The sequence below is a fragment of the Clostridium minihomine genome (genome assembly GCF_900240385.1).
Lineage (GTDB): Bacteria > Bacillota > Clostridia > Oscillospirales > Acutalibacteraceae > Faecalispora > Faecalispora minihomine.
On record NZ_OEQH01000001.1, the window covers coordinates 619544 to 644438 of the forward strand.

Sequence of the window (24895 nt, forward strand, 5' to 3'; positions counted from 1 at the left end):
TGATTTTCTCCTTTTGTATTTTAATAGCGCAGAATGTGTCCCATTTTTTCCTGTTTGGTTTTCAGATAAAACAAATCATAGTCATTGGCCGGCATTTGAATGGGAACTCTTTCGATGATTTCTAAGCCAAATCCGGATAATCCGTACACCTTATCCGGATTGTTGGTGAGAAGGCGCAAGGTTTTGGCGCCCAAATCCCGCAGAATCTGCGCGCCGATGTAATATTCCCGCAGATCTCCGTCAAAGCCAAGGGCAAGGTTTGCTTCCAGTGTATCCATGCCCTGATCCTGAAGGGCATAGGCACGCAGCTTGTTGACAAGGCCGATTCCGCGCCCTTCCTGCCGCATATAAAGAAGGACACCCCGGCCTTCCTGCTCAATTTGTTCCAACGCAGCGGCCAGCTGCTGCCCGCAGTCACAGCGCATAGAGCCAAAGGCATCCCCGGTAAGGCATTCGGAATGGACACGGCATAAAAGATTCTGGCCATCTCCGATTTCGCCTTTCACAAGGGCTACATGATGTTCGCCGTTCAGCTTATTCACATAACAATAGGCTTTAAAGTTTCCATGGCTTGTGGGCAGTTCGCTGACAGAGGTTTGCTCCACCAGCCGGTCATGCTTTTTGCGATAGTCCTGCAATGCAGAGATGGTAATAAATTTTAGATTCCACTTTTTTGAAAGCTCCATCAGTTCCGGGGCTCGCATCATGGTTCCGTTATCCCGCATGATTTCACAGCAAAGTCCGCATTCCTTTAGTCCTGCCAGCCGCATTAAATCAACGGTGGCTTCCGTATGCCCGTCACGCTCTAAAACGCCGTTTTGTTTGGCCAGCAAAGGGAACATGTGCCCGGGGCGGCGAAAGTCCTCTGGCTTTGCCGCAGCATCCACACACCGCAGAGCAGTGATAGAGCGCTCTGCCGCAGAAATGCCGGTGGTCGTGTCCACATGATCCACAGATACGGTGAACGCAGTGGCGTGGTTGTCTGTATTTTCAGAAACCATCTGCGGAAAGTGCAGTTTTTTGCAGATCTCTTCGCTCATGGGCATGCAGATGAGCCCTTTGCCGTGGGTGGCCATAAAGTTAATATTTTCTGTTGTAGCAAACTCGGCCGCGCAGATGAAATCACCTTCGTTTTCGCGGACTTCGTCGTCGGTAACAAGAATGATTTTTCCGCGGCGGAGTTCCTCCAGCGCTTCTTCGATGGTACTATACTGAAACATATTGATCCTCCTAATAACCAAACTGAGATAAAAACTCTTTTGTCATACCGCCGAAACGGGCTTGTGACGTTGCGGGGCATAATAGTTTTTCAATGTATTTCCCGATAACGTCGTTTTCCAGATTGACGGTATCGCCGGTTGTTTTGCGGGAAAGAATGGTGGACATTACGGTGTGGGGAATGGCAGAGAAACTGAAGTTTGATGCACTAACCTTGGCCACTGTCAAGCTGATACCATCCACCGCAACAGAACCTTTTTCCACGATGTACCGCAGAATTTTATCTTCTGCCCCGATGGTATACCAAACGGCATTGTCGTCCTTTTGTATGGCTTTTATCATTCCGACGCCGTCAATATGTCCAGAAACCATGTGCCCCCCAAACCGCCCGTTTGCAGGCATGGCTCGCTCTAAATTAACCAAAGCTCCGGCGCGCAGGCTGCCCAGAGACGAACGGTTTAAAGTTTCATGCATCACATCTGCCTGAAAGGTATTGGAAGAACGGCTTGCCGCAGTCAGGCATACCCCGTTTACTGCAATACTGTCTCCCAGATGCAGGTCATTCAATATTACGCTTGCCTGTATGGTAAGAACCGAGGAAAGGGCACCTTTTCGCACTTCTTTCACTATTCCGATTTCTTCAATGATTCCGGTGAACATTTGAAATCACCTCACTTTCTATCAGAATATCTTCTCCAACACAGGCAACCGTACCGTTTGTCAGAAAAAATGCGTCTTGGGGGCTGGGAACACCCACTCCGGCCACCGGAGTTTTTCCATTTGTTCCGCCGAATAACTTTGGTGCGATATACGCTTGTACCTTGTTGACGATGCCCGACTGTAATGCCGACCAATTCAGAATTCCGCCGCCTTCCAGTAAAATGCTGTCGATTTTTTCTTCCCCCAGCTTTTTCATCAACTGGCCCAAATCCAGATGACCGTCTTTCTCTGGAATCATCAGGATACGGCAGCCTGCAGTGAAATAAGGCTCTTGCCTTTTAAAATCGGTGCAGCAGGTAGCAATAATCGTTGGAACCTTTTTTGCGGTTGTTGCAATTTGGGAAGTCAGCGGTGTGCGCAAATGCGTATCACAGAGGATGCGCAGTGGGTTCCTGCCGCCTTCTATGCGGCAAGTGAGAAGTGGGTTGTCTGCCAATATGGTTCCAATCCCTGTCATCACGGCACTGTAGCGGTGACGATCCTGATGTACCCGGCGGCGCGCGGCTTCCCCGGTAATCCATTTGGATTCCCCTGTATATGCGGCACTTTTTCCGTCCATGGTCATGGCGTATTTTAGTACTACATATGGGGTTCCTGTTTGAATAAAGTGAAAAAACACTTCATTAAGCTTATCGCATTCCTTTTTTAATACTCCTTTTTCCACTTCGACCCCCAGATTACGAAGCTGCTTGATGCCTTTTCCCGCAACCAGCGGGTTTGGGTCATGACTGCCGACTACCACTTTGCGGATTCCGCTTTGCAGAATAGCCTCTGTGCATGGGGGTGTTTTTCCAAAGTGGCAGCAGGGTTCCAGTGTTACATACAGCGTTGCGCCCTCTGGCGATTCCGTGCAGCTGGCAAGAGCATTGCGTTCCGCATGGGGAGAGCCATATCGTTCATGGCATCCCTGACCGATGATGTGGCCGTTTTTTACCAGTACGGCGCCCACCATGGGGTTGGGGTTAACATAACCGCAGCCTTGTTCGGCAAGCTGTAACGCCAAACGCATATATTCGCTATCTGTCATTTCACACGACCTTTCATAAAAAATGCCTTGAACACAAGGTTCAAGGCATTTTTGCATTTTCCGGCGGGTGTAATACCGCCATATTATAAAAAAACTCTGAAATGACGGATCATTTCAGAGCAAAAATATACATGACGTATCACAACTTGCGGATACTGCATTATCTTCTTTCATCCAGACTGTACTGTCGGCTTCGGAGTTTCACCGAATCATGCCTTGCGGCTCGTGGGCTTTACCACCGGTAGGGAATTGCACCCTGCCCTGAAGATTGCTATTCAATTGTATTTATAGTAACACTCGATTTCTTCCATGTCAACCATTTCACGATCCAAAATTATTCTATTTAGGGCACCAAGATATTCCGAAAGGCTTCTTGTGAAAGTCCGTTTGCTCAACAAATTCACGATGCAAAGAACGGATGAAGCCATTTGTTTTGTATGTGAATTGGAGAAGGAAGCAGAGCCGAAGAAGTAGGGCGAACTCTGCAAAAGCGGTGCTCTGGCAAATGATTTACCCGGTATATTATTTATTGTCAGCATCAAGAAATATGTTACAATAGGATTAGTTCAGATATTCTTTAAAAAGAATCAGTTTTATATGGAAACTGTACTGCGATATAAGATAATATTGCACAAAAAATCCCAGAGTGATAAAATGATAAAAATGGAATGACATTATTTTTACCGATTTATCTCACGTTATCTCTTTGTTATTTTTGGCTTATGTCTGGAACGATTCATTCACATAAAACAACAGGGGGGACTTCAGTGAAGAAATTTTTTCTCTGCATGGCAGCATTTATTTTGGTATTTACCGGTTGCAGCAATGGAATGCCATCCACCACTGGGATGATAAAACCGATGGATTTAACGAAGGAACAAAAAGAAATTGTCGATTTACTTTCCACACAACAAGAAGTTTTATTTTTTGATTATGATTCCAAACAGGAATATAAACATTTTGATGTGTGGGTAGAAGTTTATCAAAAAGGTGAACTGGTGGAACCGAAAGCAGCAATCCTTTCTTTAAGTGATGAGCTCAGAAGCTGGAATGGGCAGCTTTCTGTTTCTATTACACAAAAGCCGGATTATCAATGGAGAATTTCTACAAAGCTCAAAGACGGAGGAATGATGAGTACCGTCAGTGAATTTTCCAAACGATATTCTTCGGGTGGCGGCCAAGCATTCGGAGCTATTACCCAGCCGGTCGACATTAAGGAAAACCAGGAAATTCTTTTGTACTCCAGGCTCTTTTCCACTTCGAATGAAGTGGAGTTTTATAGTAATCAAAGCTATTTAGAAAATCCGGAACTTTTAAATGGGTTTGAATATGTACATTTGATTAAGTGTAAGTTTTATAACAATGAAACCTGATATCCTATCTAAAACTAAATAACAGCTATATGGAAAATAATATTTAAAAATTTTGTAAAAAGAAAAGAGATGTCTATTTAGACATCTCTTTTCTTGGTGGAGCGCTTGCTACCAAATTCGAACCATTTATATCGTCTAGGGGAATGGTTTCTGTGCCATCCATATAGTTAAAGGTTAAGATGATTTTATCATCAAAGACATAGACCGCATTTACAAAGCTGTCTATCATCTGTTGCCTCTAGTTCCTCTAATCACTGTTTGGTGGCGGGGATAAAAAAGTTATCCAGTAGGGGATTTTTGGCTTTTGTCGCTCCACTAAGATGGGTGGGGAGGGGTTCTTAACAGGATGAACATGTGCCTGTTTTACAGTTTTATCAACCGAATAAAAAAACAGTTTCCCATTCGCTGAAAATAAAATTTCGGTTGAGAGGATTTCTCTTTATAGTGATTGATAGGGAATAAACTCAATCCATTGTCATTGTGATCCTTAGCCGGTACCACCGAGAACTCCTCCAATATAGTATAGTACAAAAATATGCAGTGGATAAAAAATGTAAAAAAAGTATTTCCAGCCCCTTCCTTTTTGACCGTTATAGCTTAATAAGAATGGGAGGGCGCCGATCATCATCCACTGGTAGGATTCAAAAAGAATGGCAGTGCGGTCTGGTGTATAGTCAGGGGGAATACCTACAGCAATCAAGCAGAGTTCCCGGAAATAATTATATAATCCGGGAGCGTGCAATATATCTAAAAACTGTGCAAGAACATGAGGAACAAACTGCGTAAAAAGCAATATAAAATATACCACACAAAAAATAATATAAGTACGAGCGAAACACTTTTTATCATCTTTAGCCCAATAGAGTAATGCACCCAGAAGAAGATATACCCAACCACCTTCTAGGTAAAAAATGCTTCCTAACAAAGTAGGCAGAGATTCGAGAAAGATGGTAAAAGCTGTAGTAGGTTTTATTAGCATCGGCAACAATATCAGGATTAAATAAACTCCGATTTGCCATGCACCATACAGCAGCAAATGTTTTTTAAACCGTCCATCCTTTTGTCTAAAACTGTCCATTAAAAAATAGAGGATAGTTAAGCAAAATAATGAGCGAAAAAAATTGTTATCGATAACGCCGGCAGGGCTGGAAAAATTGGGCAGCGATAAACAATAGTGGACAGTACCACGCTTTAGCAAATCCATCATTACACTGGCGATATAAAGCCGCAAGCAAAGTTTTCTTTTGTTTTTCGTATGGGAAAATCCCTGTGCAATACAAAAAATAAAGATAGGTGCTGAAAGCCTGCCAATCCAACGCAAATAGAATGGCATATCAGGAATAAATTCGCCTATGTGGTCAATCACCATCAAAATGAGTGCAATGATTTTTAATACAGTGGTAGACATCATTATTTCTCCTTGTGAAAAAAACTACACCCTTACAGATACTATAAAGGTGTAGTTTTTGAGTAGTTGATGCAGGGATAAATAAGTGATTGATTTATTGTACCAGTGACATCAATATACCCTAAAACACCTAAGCTAAATTCTAGATATATTTTTGATTTTAATGATGTTCCTGAAACAGTAAAAGACAATATGGGTTCTTCAGGCACACTTTCATCGTTTTATATACGGATTAAAAGAATTTATGCTGCCTTCAGTCGCATATGCAGAGAAAGAAATACTACCTAAAATTAATAAAACTGTGCAAGATAATAAATTGATTTTTTAAATAATTTGATAATGAATCGAGGCTTAAAAATATATTTGTAATCACTCTCCTTTTACAATCACTTCTGATACATATAGACAATTTAAAAGAAGTTTTGTGACTTGAAAATTAAAAAATAAAAAAGCCCACTCTGAATACACCGGAATGAGCTTGAACTGCTATATTTATGATTCAAAAGAACAACACTAAATAAAAATGCATCCAAAACGATTATTTAAAAAACGAGTTTAGGGTTCGGATACTGAATAAAATGGCGGAGCAAAAGAGCGCTTTTACGAACAAAAAACCAGACGAACCATTGGTGTTCGTCTGGCTTTTTTTTGGTGGACTCGAAGAGGATCGAACTCTCGACCTCCGCGTTGCGAACGCGGCGCTCTCCCAGCTGAGCTACGAGCCCATACAACATTGTTTTTAAATTCGACGAAAATTGCCGAATAATTTCAACGCTGTTTATTATAGCATGCTGTTTTTGATTTTTCAAGTAGCTTTTTCAAATAACTAAAATTAATTTGGCCGCCAGAAGCAGCGGGAGAACGGGCTTTGCAGGGGATACCGCCCAGTTGCTTTCTCGCTTTGGCCCAGTCATCGGTAAAAGAACTTTTCATGATTTATTCGGCTCCAATGCACATTGCATACAAAAGCAAACTAATGAAAACTCAATAAAATTTTTTCATAGAGAATTCTCCTTTTTACTTTTTTATGGTTGCCAAAGCATCTTGTAAAAGGAATAAAAACGAGGGTGTGAAGTTCACACCCTCTTTTTGTAAGCATTGATTTTATTTTTTCTCTGCCAATCCGGTTTTACAGAACTCATTCATGCAGCAGATCTCACATTGTGCTTTTCTGGCCTGACACACAGCCCGGCCGTGCAAAACCAAACGATGACAAAAGTCATTGGATTCCTCGGGGGGCAGCACTGCACGCAAATCTTTTTCCACCTGCAGCGGCACCTTGCTTTTGGTCAGACCCAAACGCCCGGCGATGCGGATGCAATGGGTGTCTGTTACCACGGCCGGCTTGCCGTAAATATCGCCAACTACCAGATTGGCGGTTTTTCGGCCCACTCCGGGCAGCTTGGTCAGTTCTTCTACTGTGTCGGGAATAACCCCGTCATATTCTGCAAAAAGTTTTTGACACATGGCAAGAATGTCGCGCGCTTTTGTTTTATAAAGTCCGCAAGAGCGAATCAGTTCCTCAATGTCTTTTACATCGGCTTTGGTAAAAGCGTCAAGACTCGGGAATTTGGCGAACAGCGCGGGTGTGACCTGATTTACCCGTGCGTCGGTGCATTGGGCGGACAAGCGGGTCGCAATCAAAAGCTGAAGCGGCTCCTCATAGGTCAGCGAACAGATTGCGTCTGGATATTCTTTTTTTAGAGCTTCCACCGCCAGCCGGGCCAGCTGTTTTTTTGTCATATCAATTCTTCCTTTTGCGCTGTTTTTCTCTATTCTAATACAAAAACCGCAAAAAGAAAAGGGCATATTATGGAAGGGAATCCATTCAATCGGATTGCGTTTTTGTGGGAAGACGTGTATAATAAACCTCAAGAAAACAGGAGAGAAGGTTTGTAAATGTTCAGCGAAATGATGGATACCATAGGGTTTGTTTCGGGGTTTGATGCCGAGGTTGGGGCCGCTATGGGACAAGAGCTGGCACGCCAGCAAAGAAATCTGGAACTGATTGCTTCTGAAAATATGGTTTCTCCTGCGGTACTGGCCGCTATGGGAAGCATTCTGACGAATAAGTATGCGGAGGGATATCCGGGCAAACGCTATTATGGTGGATGCCAGTGCGTAGACGTGGTCGAGGATATCGCCCGGGAGCGTGCCTGCCGTTTGTTTGGTGCAGAGCATGCCAATGTGCAGCCTCATTCTGGCGCCCAGGCAAACCTGGCTGTTTATTTTGCATTTTTGCAGCCCGGTGACACGGTTTTGGGTATGAATTTGGCGGAGGGCGGACATCTGACTCACGGTTCTCCTGTAAATATGTCCGGCAGCTACTACAATTTTGTGGCTTACGGCGTAGATCCCCAAACCCATCGCATTGATTATGACAAGCTTCAGGAACAGGCCATGCAAGTAAAGCCCAAAATGATTGTTGCGGGCGCATCGGCTTATCCCCGTGCCATCGATTTCAAGCGCTTCCGTGAAATCAGCGATGCCTGCGGCGCGTATTTGATGGTGGATATGGCGCACATCGCCGGTCTGGTTGCAGCCGGTTTGCATCAGAATCCGGTGGAGTGGGCAGATTTTGTTACCACCACCACACACAAAACTTTGCGCGGCCCCCGCGGCGGCATGATTCTGTGCAAAGAAAAGTATGCCAAAGCCATTGACAAGGCGATTTTCCCCGGAACACAGGGCGGCCCCTTAATGCATATTATCGCTGCCAAAGCGGTATGCCTTGGGGAAGCGCTTCAGCCGGAGTTTCAGGATTATCAGGCACAAGTGGTGGCAAATGCCAAAGCGTTGGCAGAGGGCCTGACAAAGCGCGGAATCAAGCTGGTATCCGGCGGCACCGACAATCATTTGATGCTGGTGGATTTGAGCGGCATGGAGCTGACGGGCAAAGAGCTGGAGCATCGTTTGGATGAGGTGTATATTACTGCCAACAAGAACACTGTTCCCAACGAGCAGAGAAGCCCCTTTGTGACCAGCGGCGTCCGTTTGGGTACCCCGGCGGTGACCACCCGCGGCCTGAATGCCGAGGATATGGATATTATTGCGGAATGCATTGCGATTGCCGCCAATGATTTTGAAGGAAATCAGGACAAACTTCGCGCTATGGTAGAAGGAATTTGCAGTCGCTATCCTTTGTACCAGTAATCGGAAGTTCGCCTGTTTCATAGAACGTTCGGTTAGTCATTCATTTGCGGCGCAGCCAAAAGCTGCGCCGCCTTTTTGAAAGGAGGAATCTTCATGTCGGCACCTTTGGCGGAACGTCTGCGCCCTCAGTCGCTGGGCGAGGTGGTGGGGCAAAGGCACCTGCTGGAACCTGACAGGGCCTTGCGGCGCATCATTGATTCCGGGCAAATTCCCAACATGATTTTTTACGGGCCGTCCGGCGTGGGGAAAACCACTGTAGCCTCTATTATCGCCAAGCAGACCCGGCGCAAGCTGGTAAAGCTCAATGGAACCACGGCATCCACGGCAGACATCCGTGCGGTAGTGGAATCTTTGGGTACGCTTGAAACCATGAACGGTGTGCTTTTGTATCTGGATGAAATTCAGTATTTCAATAAAAAGCAGCAGCAAACGCTTTTAGAGTTCATTGAGAACGGCCAGATTACACTGATTGCTTCCACAACGGAAAACCCTTATTTTTATGTCTATAACGCGATTTTAAGCCGCTCCACTGTGTTTGAGTTTAAGGCAGTGGAAAAGGATGAGATTTTGCGGGCGGTGGAGCGTGCTTTTTCCATATTAGAGCAGGAACAAGGGCAACGGTTGATTCGAGAAGAAGGCGTAGATCTGCACATTGCCCAATCCTGCGGCGGGGATGTGCGCAAGGCAATGAACTCGGCGGAGCTGTGTTTCCTTTCTGCCAAAAGGCAAGGGGAAGATCTTGTGGTGGAGCTTTCGGCTGCCCGGGAGCTGACCCAGAAAAGCACCATGCGCTATGATAAAGACGGGGACGAGCATTACGATTTATTGTCTGCATTTCAAAAGTCTATGCGGGGTTCTGACCCCAATGCGGCGGTGCATTATCTGGCTCGTTTGCTTGAGGCCGGGGATTTGCCGTCTGTTTGCCGCCGTCTGTTGGTTTGTGCCAACGAGGATGTCGGTTTGGCTTGGCCCCAGATTATTCCCATTGTGAAGGCTGCGGTGGATACTGCTTTGCAGGTGGGGCTGCCGGAAGCACGAATTCCGCTGGCTAACGCTGTGATTTTGGTTTGTCAGGCGCCCAAATCCAATTCTGCCTATCAGGCAATCAATACTGCCATGGCAGATATTCGCGCGGGAAAGACAGGGCCGATTCCGCGCTGTTTGCAGAATAAGCACTTTGATGGGGCAGATCAAGAGCGAAAAGGGCAGTTCTATTTGTATCCTCATGACCACCCGGATCATTGGGTGAAACAGCAGTATTTGCCCGATATTTTGAGCCGTGCGGTGTATTATTCCCCGGGAATGAATAAAACCGAGCAGGCTTTTGAACAATATTGGAAAAACATCAAAATAAAAAAATAACCGTTTCCTCTTGTATCTTTGCGCGGTTAGTGATATTATAATATATAATTTTGGGCAAATCTATTTTAAGTTGGGAGGGATTTTGGTTGGATAGCAATATCTTAGCGAGCCTGTCATACGGCGTTTATGCCATTGGGGTAAAAGGGGAGCAAGAGCCTTCTGCTTGTATCGTCAATACGGTCATTCAGGTCACCAATACCAATCCACCCATTATTGCCGTCAGTATGCATCATGATAATTATAGTCACGAACGGATCCGGGAAACCGGAATTTTTTCTGTTTCCGTATTTTCAGAGGATACTTCTGGTGCAGTAATTGGTGCTTTGGGTTTTAACTCTGGCCGCGATGCCAACAAATTGAAAAATGTTCGCCACCGAGTATTGGCCGAGGGCGTTCCCGTGATCAAAGAAAACTGTTGCTGCTGGTTTTTATGTAAGGTAGTCGGAAGTGCAGAAACAGCAACTCATACCGTGTTTTTGGCCGAAGTGGTTGCCGGAAGCGAAAAAGTCACCGGTGTTCCGATGAGCTACACTTATTATCATGAGGTTCTGAAGGGGTCAGCCCCAAAGAATGCCCCCACGCATCGAGCGAACCCGTCAAGCGGTTCCCAATCGGATGCGGGCCGGTTTATTTGCACCGTTTGCGGTTATATTTATAGTGATCCCGATCTTCCGTTTGAAGAATTACCCGAAGATTGGCTGTGTCCCATTTGTGGGATGCCAAAATCGGTATTTGTACGAAAATAGAAAACCAATTAAGCTCAATCTGATGTGCGCTGCACACCGGATGAGCTTTTATTTTGGCTTGTCACAGAAAATCAGTGCTGATATACAGCAGATTTGGTAGGCTTTTGAAATCAAAGGCCTACTTTTTTGAGGCTGTTTTGAGGATATTTTCAGATTATTAAAGGAAAAGGATGATTCAAGCTATGTCAAAACACATCATTCAAACGCATGAAAGGCCGCCGCTGAAGCAGGCGATTCCACTGAGCATACAGCATATGTTTGCGATGTTCGGAGCGTCTGTTCTGGTTCCGACTTTATTTGGAATCAACCCCGCAGTGGTCTTGCTGATGAACGGTATTGGTACGTTGTTCTTCTTTTGGATGACCCAGGGAAAAGCACCGGCCTATCTGGGTTCCAGCTTTGCGTTTATCGGGCCCGCTTTGATTGTAATTGCTCGGTATAAGGACGCGCCGGGCGGAGGATTTGCTTATGCGCAAGGCGGGTTTGTCGCGGTAGGTATGTTGGTGACAATTTTGGCGCTAATCATCCATAAATTCGGTTCTGATTGGATTGATAAGCTGCTTCCCCCAGCAGCCATGGGCCCGATTGTGGCATTGATTGGTCTGGAACTTTCCGGAACAGCAGCCTCTACTGCGGGAATTCTTACCCAGACAGAGTATGTGAAAGTGAAAGGGGCCGCAGGGCTGTTCCAGCAGGTTGTTACCGAGGTAGACCCCAAAAATGTAGTTGTATTTTTGGTAACGCTGGGAATTGCCGTGTTTGGAAGTATTCTGTTCCGGAATTTCCTGTCGGTCATCCCGATTTTGATTGCCATTATCGGCGGATATTTGTCTGCTTATTTCATCGGCATTGTAGATTTTACCCCGGTGCAGCAGGCAAGCCTGTTTTCGCTGCCCCATTTTCAGTTGGCACGCTTTCGTTTGGATGCCATTGTAACCATGCTGCCGGTGGCTTTGGTTTTGGTTTCGGAGCATATCGGCCATCAGATTGTGACGGGGAAGGTGATTGAAAAGGATCTGCTCAAAGATCCTGGACTGCACCGCTCTTTGATGGGTGACGGTATTTCCACCATGGCTTCTGGTATGTTGGGGGCAGTGCCCACCACTACTTATGGGGAAAATATCGGCGTTATGGCAATGACCCGGGTGTACAGCGTTTGGGTCATCGGCGGCGCTGCGGTACTTTCGATTGTCAGCTCTTTCATCGGCAAATTCTCAGAACTGATCAGCACAATTCCCGGGCCGGTCATCGGCGGTATTTCCTTTTTGCTGTACGGCATGATTGGGGCCTCTGGTTTGCGTATTCTGGTGGATTCTAATGTGAATTATGGAAGAAACCGCAATATTATCATGACTTCTGTGGTGTTTGTAACGGGTTTGTCCGGTGTAACCCTGAACCTGGGGGCTGTTCAGCTCAAAGGCATGGTTTTGGCCTGTGTGGTTGGCATGATGATGGGACTGATATTCCACATTCTGGATCGCTTGCACCTGACCAATGATATGGAAGATGAAATGGAAGAGGCCGCATCGGCAAAATAATCTGCTCAAACAAAAACTTCCCTTTTTGCAAAACGGCAAAAAGGGAAGTTTAATTTTTTGTTACATCAGTTCTGCGGCAAAGGCTTCCAGTTCCGATTCATCATCTGGTTTTGGAATCTGATCAATGCGCTGAAGTGTTAGATTTTCCACATGGCGAACAGAATCTCCCGGTTCAATGTGGTAAAGGGGACTGAGCGTTTCCATCTCTAAAAAATCCGCATTGACATAGGTTTCATAAGAAGCACCCAAGTCCGGATAAGCGGCATGAACATTGTGAACGTAATGTTTGGTGAACACTACATTTTTTCTCACATAAGCAGCCCATCCGCAATGATTGTTCCAACCCGCTTTAAAAGCGGTATTTACAGAGGGATCCTGCCGCAGTGTGACAAAGCGGTTACCCCAGTGAATTCTGGGATCGCGCAGGTCAGAGTAAGGCCATAAAATCAGGGAACGGTTGGGCTGCAAAAAATCGCCCGCTGAATTTTGAGGAATAATTTCCATTCCGCCCGGTGCCAGCATGGTAACTGCCCAAAGTGCCAGAGTTTTGGGTTCCTTAGAACAGTTTTTGGCACTGTGAATCACCATGATATCCGAAGCGTTTTCGTTCATCATCACTTCAAAACCAAGCTGCATTTCGTTGTGGCGCTGTTTTGCAGGGGTGAAGCTGACACCGTCCGGCAAAACACCATAAACCACAGGTTCATTGTCTGGGTAATACGTTTCCGGTGTGCTTTCCGGGCTGAGCCATAACCGATGGCCGCCGTAATTATAAAAGATGGCGTCTTCGCCATACAGCTGGTTAAATTCTTCGCCGAACGAACGGTATTGCCGTGCCGGATCCGTATACAACATATTTTCGCCGTTTACCAGACCAAAATAAATCAGCCGGGGCCCCACATCAATCGTCACCATGACTTCGATGATGCCGTTACTGATATGTACGCACCGCCCGAAATTTTGATATTCTGTTTCTTTAATTTGGATGGCCAAAAAAATCCTTCCTTTCCCAATAAGCACAGGTCATTTCCAACCCGCATGGTCCCTTGACTGGGGTACACAGGGCATATAGATCCGTTGCCCTGCATTCGGTTTGAAACATGGCTTTGGCTTCAGCGTTCAGTGAAGCCACGTCGTTCCAATTGGCAATAATGGGGAGCGTGGCGCTCCGTTTTGCAAAGCGCAAAATCTCCCGTCCTTTTTCATTAAATGCCAAAATTCTGAGATAAGCCGGGGGCTTTGAGCACTCCTGATTTGTCAGCCCCAGAAAGGCCGCCAATAAAATTCTTCGAATTCTTGCATGGGAATACCGTTTGGATTTAATGGAAGAAATGAGCTGTTCCAGCGAAACCGAGGTCTTTATGCTATCTTGAATCCGGTTTTCCAGGCCCTCGCTGATGTCTGGCAAATGGCTCAGCTCCTGTCGGCTCATGGTGCGCAAACGGGCTAAAATGGCTGTTTCAACCGGGTGGAGTGAAGCGGGAGCCCGTCCCTCTTTTAGTTCCCTGCTGAAGAGATCGGCTGCCGGTTGAGGAACATAGAGCGAAAAAGGTTCCCGGTTGGCTATTTGCCGCCGAATCTGAGAGGCTGAGGCAATGGGTTCCTCGGATAAAGGCGCTTTTGCATCATGCGGGGCGCCGATTCGTTGAATGGTTTCTGGCCGGATTCGGGAGCCCAGCCGCAAAAGAGCCTTACAATATTCTATTCCTAAAATGTTGTTGGGTTCTTTCATCAGATGTGCAGCTGGTGTTCCCAAAAGCTTTGCTATCGCTGCCTGGCGGGCTGCCGCGAATGAAATTCCCAAGCGCAGCTCTTCTTTTACCGCCGCCTCAAATTCCCGGCTCAAAAGGGTGGCTGCAACGGTTTGCAGCAAACGAATTTCTCCCCATTCGCTGCCAAAAAACAACTTGTCCACACAACCAAGGGAATCCAGCATGGCCACGGCACCTTCACAGAACCGTTCGGCTCCGGCTGTGCTGAAACCAACCGGCAGTTCCAGAACCAAATCTGCGCCGCACCGGATGGCCGCCATGGCGCGGGGCCATTTATAAAAGGCCGCCGGCTCCCCCCGCTGAACAAAGTTCCCGCTCATCACCACCACCAAACCGCCCGGGGAAGACTTCTTGGCCTGAGTCAGCAAAAAGTGGTGTCCGCGGTGAAGGGGATTAAATTCTGCAATGACACCAGAAATCAAGGGTTTATTTGTCATGTTATAAAAAACTCCTTGAATTAATTGTGAAAATATACTATTATATACTATGGTTCTATAGTATCGTATTGTGGGAGTAGATTCAAGCTATTTTTACAATATTCAGAAAAATTAGGAGGGAATCTGATGAAAATTTTGGTCATCAACGCGGGAAGTTCATCCTTAAAATATCAGCTGATTGATATGACCAATGAGGAAGTGCTGGCAAAGGGAAATTGTGAGCGCATTGGAATTGAAGGAGGCATTTTCGGGCATAAAACTGCTGACGGCCGTGAGAAGAAGCTGACAGTGGAAATGGCCGACCATATTGAAGCTTTTATGCAGGTTAAAAATGCACTGATCGATGCTGAAGTCGGTGTAATTAAAGACTTGTCTGAGGTTACCGCAGTGGGCCACCGTGTGGTACAGGGCGGTATGGAGTTTATGAAGTCTGTCCTGATCGACGAAAAGGTCATGGCAACTGTCGAAAAGCTGATTCCTTTGGCACCGCTGCACAACAGCGTAAACTTGCAGGGAATTCGCGCTTGCCAGGAGGTTTTCGGTGCTCAGGTGCCTCAGGTTGCTGTGTTTGATACAGCATTCCATTCCACCATGCCCCCCGAAGCGTATATTTTCCCCATTCCTTATGAGTATTTTGAAAAGTATCAGATCCGCCGTTATGGATTCCACGGTACTTCTCACCGTTTTGTCAGCGAACGCTGCGCAGAATTGATGGGCAAGCCTATGTCCGAACTCAAGATCATTACCTGCCACTTGGGCAACGGCTCTTCCATTGCCGCTGTGGATCAGGGTAAGGTAATCGACACCAGCATGGGCCTGACCCCCTTGGATGGCTTTATGATGGGAACCCGTTCCGGTGCGCTGGATCCTTCGGTTGTCACTTTCCTTCAGGAAAAAGAGAACCTGTCTGCCGCTGAGATGAACGACATCTTGAATAAGAAATCCGGCCTTTTGGGTGTTTCCGGTATTTCTAGCGATGACCGCGACATTACAAAGGCAGAAGAAGAGGGCGATCCCAGAGCGATTTTGGCCCACAAGATTCTGGTGTACCAGATTAAGAAGTTTGTCGGCAGCTATGCAGCAGCGATGAACGGTGTGGATGCCATTGTGTTTACTGCCGGTTTGGGCGAAAACCAGAGCGATCACCGTCAGAATGTTTGCGATGGCTTGACCTATTTGGGCGTAGAGGTTTCCAGAGAAATCAACGACCAGATGATTCGCGGCAAGGGCGGAAAGATTTCCACTCCCAATTCCCGCGTACAGGTATTCGTGATTCCCACCAACGAAGAGTTGGTGATTGCCCGCGATACCAAAGAGATCGTGGGAAACATCTAATCATTACAACGTACAATAGCGGCGGAGAAAATTTCTCTGCCGCTATTTTTTATTGACAATTTCATTGTCTCGAAACAGAAGAGAAATGCACCAAACGGCAGACAGCCCCACCAAAGTGTAAATGATTCGGCTGATAATATCTGCCTGCCCCTGAAAAAGCCAAGCCACAATATCAAACTGAAAGACGCCGATGGAACCCCAATTGATTCCCCCGATAATCAGAATAATAAAAGCAAGGGTATCCAACATAAAAGCATTTTCCTTTCTTAAATAATTTGCTTTTTTAGTGTCGTCAATAATCATGTAAATATACGATTTTGAGGATTTACATTGATTCTATAGGAAATATAGCGTACAATAAAGAATAATACCCACAGAAAGGATGATGGGCAATGAAAACAAGAAAAATCGGACAATCCGATTTAGAAGCCGGCATTTTGTCCTTGGGCGCATGGGCAATTGGCGGCGGCAGCTGGTGGGGCGAAAATGACGATGAACTGTCGATAAAAACCATTCACAGCGCGTTGGACAAGGGCCTTACGTGGATTGATACCGCCCCGGTTTATGGGTTTGGGCACAGTGAAGAGGTGGTCGGTAAAGCGCTCAAAGATCGTCGCAGCCGCGCGATTTTATCCACCAAATGCGGGCTTCAGTGGCGCAATCAGCAGGGAAGCGATTCTTTTTCCCGTGATGGGCACGAAGTGTACCGCAATTTATCTGCGCAGTCCATTCGGCAGGACTTAGAAGACAGCCTGCGCCGTTTGCAAACGGATTACATCGATATTTACTATACCCACTGGCAAGCCAGAAAAGGCGGAGCCTCCATTGAAGAAACTATGACAGAACTGCTGAAAATGAAGCAGGAAGGGAAAATCCGGGTTATTGGCGCATCCAATGTGAACACGGCGCATTTGGATGAATATTTAAAATATGGCAGGCTGGATGTGATTCAGGAAAAATTCAGCATGGTGGATCGTCGGATTGAATCCGAATTACTTCCATACTGTGAAGAACACCAAATTACATTGCAGACCTATTCTCCGCTGGAACAAGGTCTTTTGACCGGGAAAATTAGGATGGATTATGTGATTCCGGCAGGTTCCGTACATGAAAACAAGTTCTGGTGGATTGCAGAAAATCGAAAATTGGTTATTGATATGCTGAATGGCTGGTCTGATTTAACCGAAAAGTACGGTTGTGCCATGGGCAACCTGGTGATTGCCTGGACGGCAGCGCGCAGCGAGCAAATCAATGTGCTGGGCGGTGCCCGGAAACTGGAGCAGGTGGAGGAAAACGCCAAAGCAGGCGATCTGATTTTGGACAAAGCCGATTTGGATCGAATGACCCGCGATGCCGATGCCATTATTACCACCAGCCAGAGTTAGTCTGGATTGCGCTATCTTTTAAAAAGAGAAGAATTTTAAAACAAATAAAGACATAAAAAATCCCCTGCGAATTTAAATTCGCAGGGGATTTTCAAACCATTTTATTGTTCGGCTCAACCGGCATTCTTTTGCCTCTTGATGACCTTCAGACGAGAGAATTCTTCTCTGTCCTTTTCTTCCAAGGCATCAGAGATGAATTTCACGGTCTGCTCAAAACGGGGAATCATGATGTTTTTCAGTGCGTTTGCCCGCTTTTGTGTTTTCTTAACGGCATCTGCCAAACGATAGACGCTGTTTTCCACTTCGGCCAATTCCGCGGTCATATATTTTACCTCGCGGAATTTTAAAAAGGCATTGTCCATCATGGTGTTGGTTTCCATGAGCCCGTAACTGAGAGTTACCGGTGTGCGTTCCAGTGAAACCATGGGAATTTCCACACCCATAACACTGCGGAACGCCACATTCAGATTGTTGTCATAAGGGACGGTGCCAGCAATCTTATCACAAATACCCAAAGTAACGTTGGCCATTTTCAGGGCCGAATACGCTTCCTCATAGGTCTGGTCGATTTTATCCTGAATTTCATTGGCACGGTCAATCAGTGCCATCATTTCACGAATCAGAATATTACGCTTGCGGTCTAACAGCTCAAATCCTGTACGGGCCAGAGCAAGCGATTTTTTTGTGGCAAGAAGATTGCCTTTGGTTGGTACGATTTGAATCGCCAATGCTTCTCACCTCACCTTAAGCCGATGTATTTTCGCTGAGTGTGTTTTCCAGTTCGTTCTGCAGGTCAGCGGTATCCTCCGGCTTATAGAATTTATTCAGAACCGCGTCATCCACACGATCCAATTCTGCACGGGGAAGAGTGGATAACAACTTCCAGCCTAAATCCAAGCTTTGGTCAATGGTTCTGTTTTCATTGCTTCTTTGGGTCAAGAACCGCTGCTCAAACAGCTTGCCGAATTGAATGTACTGTTTGTCAACCGGGGAAAGCTCTTCTTCACCGATAACAGAAGCCAGCGAACGGGCATCCATTACCTTGGCGTAAGAAGCGAACAGCTGGTTAGACAGTGCAGAGTGATCCCCACGGGTGAAGCCTTCGCCGATGCCGTCTTTCATCAAACGGGACAAAGAAGGCAGAATGCCAACCGGCGGGTAAATGCCGGTGCTGTCCAGTGTGCGGTCCAGAACGATCTGACCTTCTGTAATATAGCCGGTCAAGTCAGGAACCGGGTGAGTTACGTCATCGTTAGGCATGGTCAAAATCGGAATCTGGGTAACGGAACCGGTTTTTCCTTCTACCATGCCGGCGCGCTCATAAAGAGACGCAAAGTCGGAATAAAGGTAACCGGGGAAGCCTTTTCTGCCGGGAATTTCACCCTTGGAAGAGCTGAATTCGCGCAGTGCTTCCGCATAAGCTGTCATATCGGTCATGATGACCAGAATGTGCATATTCAGTTCAAATGCCAGGTATTCCGCAGTGGTCAGTGCGCAGCGAGGGGTCAGGGTACGTTCAATAATCGGGTCATTGGCCAGATTAACGAACATAACAACCTTCTGCAATACGCCTGATTCGTCAAAAGAGCGGCGGAAATATTCCGCAACGTCGTTCTTTACACCCATTGCCGCAAACACAATGGCAAAGTTGTCACTGCCTGCACCAGAGATTTTCGCCTGACGGGCAATTTGAACCGCCAGCTCGTTGTGGGACATACCGGAGCCAGAGAAAATCGGCAGCTTCTGTCCGCGAATGAGGGTCATCAGGGTATCAATACTGGAAACACCGGTATTGATATAGTTGACCGGATATACTCGGGAAACCGGGTTGATGGGGGTGCCGTTGATATTCATGCGCTTCTGCGGGAAGATGTTGCCCAGTCCGTCGATAGGACGTCCAGAACCGTCAAATACACGGCCCAGGATTTCCGGCGACAAGGGCATCTCCATGGGGCGTCCGCGCAGACGGGTGCGGGTGTTATTCAAAGAGATTCCGCGGGTACCGTCGAATACCTGAATGACCACGCGCTTTCCGTCCATCTGAACGATTCTGCCCTGACGAATTGTGCCGTTATCCAGGCGGATATCAACGATTTCTTCAAAAGAGGCATTTTCCACATCGTCCAGCACGATCAGCGACCCGTTTATTTCTTTGACGCCAATATAATCAAGAATCATAAAAAAACCGCCTTCTTTCCGTGGCTGTCAATCAGTTGTTGATGATTCCTGCCACGGTGTTATCAATTTCTGCAATATAGTCATCGAACAAGTCCAGCTTGTCATTTGGTACGTCGTACTTGATCTTCACCAGCTTGTCAAACAGACCCGACTGCAATATGCTGGAGATTGGAACGGCCGCTGACACCAGCTGCTTGGATTTTTGATACAGATGCAAAATGACTTTCATCATCAGCTTCTGCTTCTCCAAGGGAACGAAAGTGTCTTCGGCGTGGAAAGCGTTCTGCTGCAAAAAGCCTACGCGGACAAGACGCGCGATTTCAATTACCAGCTTTTGGTCATCCGGCAAAACGTCGGAACCAATCAGCTTAACAATTTCCATCAGTTTGCTTTCTTCCTGCAAAATGTTGTTGATTTTCTTGCGGTAATCCAGGAATTCCGGGCCAACATTCTGATTAAACCAATCCTGCAGATCGTTGGAATATTCGCTGTAGCTTGTCATCCAGTTAATTGCAGGGTAGTGTCTGGCATAAGCAAGGCTTTTATCCAGAGCCCAGAAGCAGCGGGTAAAGCGCTTGGTATTTTGGGTAACAGGCTCAGAAAAGTCTGCGCCTGCCGGTGATACCGCGCCGATAATTGTAATGGAACCGTCGGTTCCGTTCAGGTTTTTCGTATAGCTGGCGCGCTCGTAGAATTCTGCCAGACGAGAGGGGAGGTATGCCGGGAAGCCTTCTTCTGCAGGCATTTCTTCCAAACGTCCGGAAATTTCACGAAGAGCTTCTGCCCAGCGAGAGGTGGAGTCAGCCATCATGGCCACATGGTAACCCATGTCACGATAGTACTCTGCCAATGTGATGCCGGTGTAAATAGAAGCTTCACGGGCTGCCACAGGCATGTTAGAGGTGTTGGCAATCAGCGTGGTACGGTCGGTCATAGGCCGGCCAGACTTCGGGTCAATCAGCTCTGTGAATTCCTGCAGAACCTGAGACATCTCGTTTCCGCGTTCGCCGCATCCAACATAGATAATAATATCCGCATCGCACCATTTTGCCAGCTGATGCTGGGTCATGGTTTTGCCGCTTCCAAAACCGCCGGGAATAGCGGCTGTACCGCCCTTGGCCACAGGGAACAAAGTGTCAATGACACGTTGGCCGGTTACCAGCGGAATTTTGGGCTGCAAACGCTCCGCCACAGGGCGGGGTGTGCGGATTGGCCATCTTTGGCACAGGGTCAGTTTGTGTATGTTTCCCTTTTGGTCGGTCAGCTCCACTACCGTATCGTTGGAACGGTATTTTCCGTTTTCGCTGACCTTTGTCACAGTGCCGCTCACAGTGGGAGGGACAAGGCATCTGTGGCGTATGATTTTGGTTTCAGGGCATTCCGCGTAAATATCCCCGCCTTTTAATACGTCGCCAGCCTTTACGGTGATGGTTACATCCCAAAGCTGATCAGGGTCAAGCGCGGGAACGTTGCTGCCGCGTGAGATAAATACGGATCCGGAATCATCCGCAATTTTTTTCAGCGGACGTTCGATTCCGTCAAAAATATTATCCAAAATCCCTGGGCCTAAGGTAACATTCATGGGGCTGCCGGTACCGAAAACCGGCTCGCCCGGACGCAGTCCGGTGGTTTCTTCATATACCTGAATGGTAGTTAACTGATCGGAAATGCCAATGATTTCACCTACCAAACGCTCGTTTCCGACAAACACCATTTCCATCATGGAAAAGCTGCGTGAGTTTTTGACTGTTACAACTGGCCCGTTAATACCATAAATTAAATCTTGGTTCTCCATCTTCAATCATCTCCGTTATCATTGGTATTACGGTTCAGATCACAGCCATTCCAGAGGTTTCTTCAAACCATTCGTGCTGTGATTCCAGCATGCTGTCCAGTGTTTCGTCAGCCATAATGCCTTTGTCGGCATGATAGGCGCGCACACCGCCAATCAGGATATCGTTATCCGCTTTGACAGCGCAACCCTTTCCAAAGGTCTGCTTTAGCAGATCTTCGTACTTCAGATCTTCTTTTTTAACACAAAGAATAGCACCTGATTCAGGGAATAACTCCGACAAATTTTTTGCAAATTTTTGCAGAAGCCCGGGGTAATCTTTTGAGCTGGTAAAGGCCAAAAGCTGTTCTTTGGCCTTTTCAAATACTTCGTCAGCAATTTTCTGGCGCTTTTCCAGCAGTCCTTTTCGGGCATCCATTTCTCGGTGCGCTATTTCCCGGGTGATTTCGTCCCGCATTGCAGTCATTTCGTTTTGGATCAGCTGATATGCTTCATGTAGAACCTGACGTTCTGCCTCTTCCAATTCTGTTTTCTTGTATTCGGCGATTTCCTGTTCTATTTTAGCTCGCTGTTCCTGAGCGTAATGATTGATAGCGGTACTGAATTTACTTAATTTTTCATCATTAGAAGCCATAGTAACCCCCCGTTCCGCCGCCTTGGCGGTTTAAATTTTTACTCCGATTGCCTCGCGAACATAGCGGGTAATCGAATCTTTTGTGCGGCCATTACCGTGACGGTCGGGTATTTCAACGATCAAAGGACGTTTCAGGTTCAGTTTTAAGTCATAGACCAATTCCGGGCACATCGAAACCAAACGCTCGGTCATTAAGACAACGGCAACGTCTTTCATTTCAATGGCATCGTTCAAGGCCTCACGAACCTCACCGACATCGTGCGCCAAAATGCCGGGAATCCCGGCAAGGCGCATTCCTACCAGCGTGTCTGTGTTGTCGCTGATTAAGTAAAAGCGCATATCAGCACCTGCTTTCTTAAAAGAGCCTTAAATCTTGTTCAGAATCAGGATGGATACCAGCAGACCGTACAGAGCAATACCTTCGCCCAAAGCAACGAAAATCAGGGACTTACCAAAGGATTTGGGATCTTCTGCAGTAGCACCGATTGCAGCGGGAGCAGCAGCAGCAACAGCAATACCACCGCCGATGCCGGCAAGGCTGGTAACGATAGCAGCGGCCAGCAGGCCCATGCCCTTGGTGTTATCACCAGCAGCTGCTGCCTGAGAAGTGGTAGTAGCGTTGGCTTCGGGTTCTTCCGAAACAGCGTTGGCTACCATGGGAGCAGATACGGTAATTGCGCATACGAGCAGGAATGCTGCCAGTTGGCCAATTACAGCTGTTTTTGCTTTTTTGCCGTTTTTGACCGCTCTCACACTAAAGAAGACAGTCGCCATAAGTGCCGCAACGGGTAATACAAGTAATACGTACATCATAAGATTTGCCTCCAAAATATAATGTTTTTTTATTTACCGCGTCAGGATTTGGTGAGTTCCTGGCGAGCGGATACAGGATGGAAAGGACGGCCCGTGCCGTCGAAGAAGCGGCTGAACATTTCGTAATATTCCAGCCTTAGTACCTGAATTCCCACAAGAAGGGCTTCCAGTACCATAACAAAAATGTTGCCAAAGATGACTATCAAAGCGTAGCCGATTCCTGCGGACATTTCCGCCAGAGTAAAGACCACCATCATCATACCGGCGTGAACCAGCACGAAGGCGCCTACACGAAGGAAAGACATGGTGTTGGTGGCATAGCTGAGAAGGAACTCGAAAACTTCAAAGAAGTTTTGCATGATAAAGTCGCCCCAGCTTTCGGGTTTCCAATGTTTTTTTCCTTCCATAATTTCGCTTAGAATTTCCCGGAAGAACATCAGAATCAAGGGAACAATCATAAAGCAAACCACATAAAAGGGGGTAACCAACTGCCAGCCCATCACCATTTTTCCGCCAAAACCAAAGACCAAAGAACCGTAAAAGACCAGCCCAGCCAGGCCATTGGGGCCAAACAAGGCATTTCCATACTGTTTCTTTTTGACACTGGAATAAATGTTAATCAGCATTGCAACCATAACCAGTGACAGTCCGATGGCGATAGCCAGATAAATAATCAGATTGGTGGTTGCCGGTTCCATTACTTCCACAGGTTTCTCATGAAGCCCAAAAAGGGACCGATACAACGGATCCAGAGCATGTTCAAACCCGAACACAGAGCCATAAATCAGGCCAAAGCAAGCGGAAGAAATTCCGCAGGGAATTAAAATTTTGCCCAGTTTCATGCGAAGTTTGTTCCACATGAACAAGCCAACCAAAGAAACCACAAGTCCTTGACCCACGTCGCCGAACATGATGCCGAACAGCATTACATAAGTAATTCCTACGAAAATAGTCGGATCCACCTCGTTGTAAGAGGGAAGGCCGAACATTTCCACAAAAAACTCAAAGGGACGGAACGGTTTGGGGTTTTTCAAATGAACTGGGGGAGAGTGATCTAATTGAGCCTCTGCCTTTTCAAATGTATACTCCACCGTTTCCAGGGGTTCCAAGCTTTCTTTAAACTCAGATTCCTTGGTTTCGGGAATCCAGCCGGTCAGAACAAAGCTGTCGTGATAACGGGCTCCATAATGACGGATTCCAAAGTAGATGCTTTTTTCTTTTAATGAGTTAAATGTTTGTTGGCAGGCTTCTTTTTCCTGTTCCCAATACTCATCCAGCTTGGTTTGCAGTTCTTTTAACTGCCCGGTGACATTCAGCTTGTTTTCTTCCAGCTCGTTGAGCGTTTCTTCAGCGGTGCCACTGTACTTGCCGATGTCAATACGCTTGAAATATAAACTGGAGAAAATGCGATCCACTTCTTCCACTTGATCGATGGGGGCAAAATAAACGCCCCAATACAGTGAATCGTCATGAGCGCTGGGGAAGAAAGTTACATAAGGGTTGTCATTGTAAAGGCTTAGCTTGTCAAAGCTTTCTTTTGCCATGCAGCCGAATCGTACTTTAATAAACGAACGGTTGTGTATTTGTTCCAGCTTTAGATCTAGGCCTTTAAAGTGAGAAATATCCTGTATTGCAGCCGTTAGCTCTTCTAGTTTCCTTTTAAGCTCCTCCTGACGTGCCAGCGAGTCCTCTACCACAGTGCAAAAACGGGTTACATACTCAAATAAACCGCGATCCATAGAATCATCTGCCGTGCAGCAGGGGTTCCCCTGAAACATCAGTTGCTTCTGGATTTTTTCGCAGCTTTCCACCAGTCTTTGCAAAGGGGCGGAATATGGGTTATCTTCGCTGATGGGGATAAAAGAGGCGGTATCGGAGTAAAAGGAAAGAACGTTGTCCGGATGAAATACCTCGGATTGACCACAACGAACTGTCACTTCATCCAGTTCATTCATGCGTCCAATAATGCTTGCCATTTTTATCTTTTGGACAGCCAAACAGAAT

General features: G+C 46.6%; 23 protein-coding genes, 1 tRNA gene and 1 riboswitch. Of the genes, 7 read left to right on the top strand and 17 right to left on the bottom strand.

From position 1 onward, the window contains the following. Positions 1 to 20: 20 nt before the first annotated feature. The 3 genes from C1A02_RS02950 to ribD are packed head-to-tail and all read right to left on the bottom strand — an operon-like array spanning position 21 to position 2965. Positions 21 to 1220, bottom strand: a complete 1200-nt coding sequence (locus C1A02_RS02950) for a bifunctional 3,4-dihydroxy-2-butanone-4-phosphate synthase/GTP cyclohydrolase II (protein WP_101696700.1) — start codon at positions 1218 to 1220, stop codon at positions 21 to 23. Between the two features lie 10 nt (positions 1221 to 1230). Beyond that, on the bottom strand, positions 1231 to 1878 hold the full coding sequence (ribE, locus tag C1A02_RS02955) for a riboflavin synthase (RefSeq protein ID WP_101696701.1): 648 nt from the start codon (positions 1876 to 1878) through the stop codon (positions 1231 to 1233). Beyond that, complete coding sequence (gene ribD, locus C1A02_RS02960; protein WP_101696885.1) at positions 1859 to 2965, bottom strand: bifunctional diaminohydroxyphosphoribosylaminopyrimidine deaminase/5-amino-6-(5-phosphoribosylamino)uracil reductase RibD; 1107 nt, start codon at positions 2963 to 2965, stop codon at positions 1859 to 1861. Before ribD ends, ribE begins: the two co-directional genes overlap by 20 nt. 158 nt (positions 2966 to 3123) lie before the next feature. Next, positions 3124 to 3238, bottom strand: a riboswitch (FMN riboswitch). 395 nt (positions 3239 to 3633) lie between these two features. Here ribD and C1A02_RS02965 point away from each other — a divergent pair. Then, entirely contained in the window at positions 3634 to 4338 is a 705-nt protein-coding gene (locus C1A02_RS02965; protein WP_129588136.1) for a YgaN family protein, read from the top strand. 487 nt (positions 4339 to 4825) lie between these two features. Here C1A02_RS02965 and C1A02_RS02975 read toward each other — a convergent pair whose 3' ends face one another. From C1A02_RS02975 to nth, 4 genes are all read right to left on the bottom strand, one after another. Beyond that, positions 4826 to 5746, bottom strand: a complete 921-nt coding sequence (locus tag C1A02_RS02975) for a TraX family protein (RefSeq protein ID WP_101696703.1) — start codon at positions 5744 to 5746, stop codon at positions 4826 to 4828. A 649-nt stretch (positions 5747 to 6395) separates the two neighbouring features. Next, positions 6396 to 6471: transfer RNA gene (locus C1A02_RS02980), tRNA-Ala, on the bottom strand. Positions 6472 to 6514: 43 nt separating this feature from the next. Beyond that, a complete protein-coding gene (locus tag C1A02_RS13430) occupies positions 6515 to 6679 on the bottom strand; it encodes a hypothetical protein (RefSeq protein ID WP_164997140.1) in 165 nt (54 codons plus the stop codon). 171 nt (positions 6680 to 6850) lie between these two features. Continuing rightward, complete coding sequence (gene nth / locus C1A02_RS02985; RefSeq protein ID WP_101696704.1) at positions 6851 to 7489, bottom strand: endonuclease III; 639 nt, start codon at positions 7487 to 7489, stop codon at positions 6851 to 6853. 156 nt (positions 7490 to 7645) lie between these two features. On the opposite strand from nth, the gene glyA reads away from it, so the two are divergent. The 4 genes from glyA to uraA all read left to right on the top strand — a co-directional run bounded on the left by glyA (position 7646) and on the right by uraA (position 12545). After that, positions 7646 to 8899, top strand: coding sequence for a serine hydroxymethyltransferase (glyA, locus tag C1A02_RS02990; protein WP_101696705.1), 1254 nt, complete (start codon positions 7646 to 7648; stop codon positions 8897 to 8899). A gap of 93 nt (positions 8900 to 8992) precedes the next feature. Next, complete coding sequence (locus C1A02_RS02995; protein ID WP_101696706.1) at positions 8993 to 10261, top strand: replication-associated recombination protein A; 1269 nt, start codon at positions 8993 to 8995, stop codon at positions 10259 to 10261. A gap of 86 nt (positions 10262 to 10347) precedes the next feature. Then, positions 10348 to 11007 (top strand): flavin reductase, encoded by a 660-nt coding sequence (locus C1A02_RS03000; protein ID WP_101696707.1) that lies wholly within the window; start codon positions 10348 to 10350, stop codon positions 11005 to 11007. Positions 11008 to 11189: 182 nt separating this feature from the next. After that, positions 11190 to 12545 carry a uracil permease gene (gene uraA, locus C1A02_RS03005; protein WP_101696708.1) on the top strand — a complete coding sequence of 452 codons (1356 nt, stop codon included), beginning with the start codon at positions 11190 to 11192 and terminating at the stop codon, positions 12543 to 12545. A gap of 60 nt (positions 12546 to 12605) precedes the next feature. Here uraA and C1A02_RS03010 read toward each other — a convergent pair whose 3' ends face one another. Both C1A02_RS03010 and C1A02_RS03015 read right to left on the bottom strand, forming a co-directional pair. After that, positions 12606 to 13538 carry a hypothetical protein gene (locus tag C1A02_RS03010; RefSeq protein WP_101696709.1) on the bottom strand — a complete coding sequence of 311 codons (933 nt, stop codon included), beginning with the start codon at positions 13536 to 13538 and terminating at the stop codon, positions 12606 to 12608. Continuing rightward, positions 13522 to 14754, bottom strand: a complete 1233-nt coding sequence (locus C1A02_RS03015) for a tRNA(Met) cytidine acetate ligase (protein ID WP_101696710.1) — start codon at positions 14752 to 14754, stop codon at positions 13522 to 13524. The genes C1A02_RS03010 and C1A02_RS03015 overlap by 17 nt, the downstream gene beginning before the upstream one ends. A gap of 126 nt (positions 14755 to 14880) precedes the next feature. Here C1A02_RS03015 and C1A02_RS03020 point away from each other — a divergent pair, with 126 nt between their 5' ends. Then, positions 14881 to 16089 carry an acetate/propionate family kinase gene (locus C1A02_RS03020; RefSeq protein ID WP_101696711.1) on the top strand — a complete coding sequence of 403 codons (1209 nt, stop codon included), beginning with the start codon at positions 14881 to 14883 and terminating at the stop codon, positions 16087 to 16089. A 42-nt stretch (positions 16090 to 16131) separates the two neighbouring features. On the opposite strand, the gene C1A02_RS03025 is transcribed toward C1A02_RS03020, so the two are convergent. After that, positions 16132 to 16338 carry a DUF378 domain-containing protein gene (locus C1A02_RS03025; RefSeq protein WP_101696712.1) on the bottom strand — a complete coding sequence of 69 codons (207 nt, stop codon included), beginning with the start codon at positions 16336 to 16338 and terminating at the stop codon, positions 16132 to 16134. A 143-nt stretch (positions 16339 to 16481) separates the two neighbouring features. On the opposite strand from C1A02_RS03025, the gene C1A02_RS03030 reads away from it, so the two are divergent. Continuing rightward, positions 16482 to 17474 (top strand): aldo/keto reductase, encoded by a 993-nt coding sequence (locus tag C1A02_RS03030; RefSeq protein WP_101696713.1) that lies wholly within the window; start codon positions 16482 to 16484, stop codon positions 17472 to 17474. A gap of 113 nt (positions 17475 to 17587) precedes the next feature. Here C1A02_RS03030 and C1A02_RS03035 read toward each other — a convergent pair whose 3' ends face one another. Genes C1A02_RS03035 through C1A02_RS03065 form a run of 7 tightly spaced genes read right to left on the bottom strand, consistent with a single transcriptional unit; the run spans position 17588 to position 24888 of the window. Continuing rightward, complete coding sequence (locus tag C1A02_RS03035; protein WP_101696714.1) at positions 17588 to 18202, bottom strand: V-type ATP synthase subunit D; 615 nt, start codon at positions 18200 to 18202, stop codon at positions 17588 to 17590. 16 nt (positions 18203 to 18218) lie between these two features. Then, positions 18219 to 19652: a V-type ATP synthase subunit B gene (locus C1A02_RS03040; protein ID WP_101696715.1), complete on the bottom strand. Its 1434-nt coding sequence runs from the start codon at positions 19650 to 19652 to the stop codon at positions 18219 to 18221. A gap of 31 nt (positions 19653 to 19683) precedes the next feature. Beyond that, a complete protein-coding gene (locus C1A02_RS03045) occupies positions 19684 to 21447 on the bottom strand; it encodes a V-type ATP synthase subunit A (RefSeq protein ID WP_101696716.1) in 1764 nt (587 codons plus the stop codon). A 34-nt stretch (positions 21448 to 21481) separates the two neighbouring features. Then, complete coding sequence (locus tag C1A02_RS03050) at positions 21482 to 22078, bottom strand: V-type ATP synthase subunit E (RefSeq protein WP_101696717.1); 597 nt, start codon at positions 22076 to 22078, stop codon at positions 21482 to 21484. A 30-nt stretch (positions 22079 to 22108) separates the two neighbouring features. Beyond that, a complete protein-coding gene (locus tag C1A02_RS03055; protein ID WP_101696718.1) occupies positions 22109 to 22417 on the bottom strand; it encodes a V-type ATP synthase subunit F in 309 nt (102 codons plus the stop codon). Between the two features lie 27 nt (positions 22418 to 22444). Then, on the bottom strand, positions 22445 to 22891 hold the full coding sequence (locus C1A02_RS03060) for an ATP synthase subunit C (protein WP_207204868.1): 447 nt from the start codon (positions 22889 to 22891) through the stop codon (positions 22445 to 22447). A gap of 41 nt (positions 22892 to 22932) precedes the next feature. Further along, the gene (locus C1A02_RS03065; RefSeq protein WP_243577893.1) at positions 22933 to 24888 is read right to left on the bottom strand and encodes a V-type ATP synthase subunit I; all 1956 of its coding nucleotides are present in this window, start codon (positions 24886 to 24888) and stop codon (positions 22933 to 22935) included. Between the last annotated feature and the right edge of the window lie 7 nt (positions 24889 to 24895).

Bases quoted from the DNA above. Each gene is read 5' to 3' on its own strand.
- C1A02_RS02950 (WP_101696700.1), bottom strand. From the start codon at position 1,220: ATGTTTCAGTATAGTACCATCGAAGAAGCGCTGGAGGAACTCCGCCGC.
- ribE (WP_101696701.1), bottom strand. From the start codon at position 1,878: ATGTTCACCGGAATCATTGAAGAAATCGGAATAGTGAAAGAAGTGCGA.
- ribD (WP_101696885.1), bottom strand. From the start codon at position 2,965: ATGACAGATAGCGAATATATGCGTTTGGCGTTACAGCTTGCCGAACAA.
- C1A02_RS02965 (WP_129588136.1), top strand. From the start codon at position 3,634: ATGACATTATTTTTACCGATTTATCTCACGTTATCTCTTTGTTATTTT.
- C1A02_RS02975 (WP_101696703.1), bottom strand. From the start codon at position 5,746: ATGTCTACCACTGTATTAAAAATCATTGCACTCATTTTGATGGTGATT.
- C1A02_RS13430 (WP_164997140.1), bottom strand. From the start codon at position 6,679: ATGAAAAGTTCTTTTACCGATGACTGGGCCAAAGCGAGAAAGCAACTG.
- nth (WP_101696704.1), bottom strand. From the start codon at position 7,489: ATGACAAAAAAACAGCTGGCCCGGCTGGCGGTGGAAGCTCTAAAAAAA.
- glyA (WP_101696705.1), top strand. From the start codon at position 7,646: ATGTTCAGCGAAATGATGGATACCATAGGGTTTGTTTCGGGGTTTGAT.
- C1A02_RS02995 (WP_101696706.1), top strand. From the start codon at position 8,993: ATGTCGGCACCTTTGGCGGAACGTCTGCGCCCTCAGTCGCTGGGCGAG.
- uraA (WP_101696708.1), top strand. From the start codon at position 11,190: ATGTCAAAACACATCATTCAAACGCATGAAAGGCCGCCGCTGAAGCAG.
- C1A02_RS03015 (WP_101696710.1), bottom strand. From the start codon at position 14,754: ATGACAAATAAACCCTTGATTTCTGGTGTCATTGCAGAATTTAATCCC.
- C1A02_RS03020 (WP_101696711.1), top strand. From the start codon at position 14,881: ATGAAAATTTTGGTCATCAACGCGGGAAGTTCATCCTTAAAATATCAG.
- C1A02_RS03025 (WP_101696712.1), bottom strand. From the start codon at position 16,338: ATGTTGGATACCCTTGCTTTTATTATTCTGATTATCGGGGGAATCAAT.
- C1A02_RS03030 (WP_101696713.1), top strand. From the start codon at position 16,482: ATGAAAACAAGAAAAATCGGACAATCCGATTTAGAAGCCGGCATTTTG.
- C1A02_RS03040 (WP_101696715.1), bottom strand. From the start codon at position 19,652: ATGATTCTTGATTATATTGGCGTCAAAGAAATAAACGGGTCGCTGATC.
- C1A02_RS03045 (WP_101696716.1), bottom strand. From the start codon at position 21,447: ATGGAGAACCAAGATTTAATTTATGGTATTAACGGGCCAGTTGTAACA.
- C1A02_RS03050 (WP_101696717.1), bottom strand. From the start codon at position 22,078: ATGGCTTCTAATGATGAAAAATTAAGTAAATTCAGTACCGCTATCAAT.
- C1A02_RS03055 (WP_101696718.1), bottom strand. From the start codon at position 22,417: ATGCGCTTTTACTTAATCAGCGACAACACAGACACGCTGGTAGGAATG.
- C1A02_RS03060 (WP_207204868.1), bottom strand. From the start codon at position 22,891: ATGATGTACGTATTACTTGTATTACCCGTTGCGGCACTTATGGCGACT.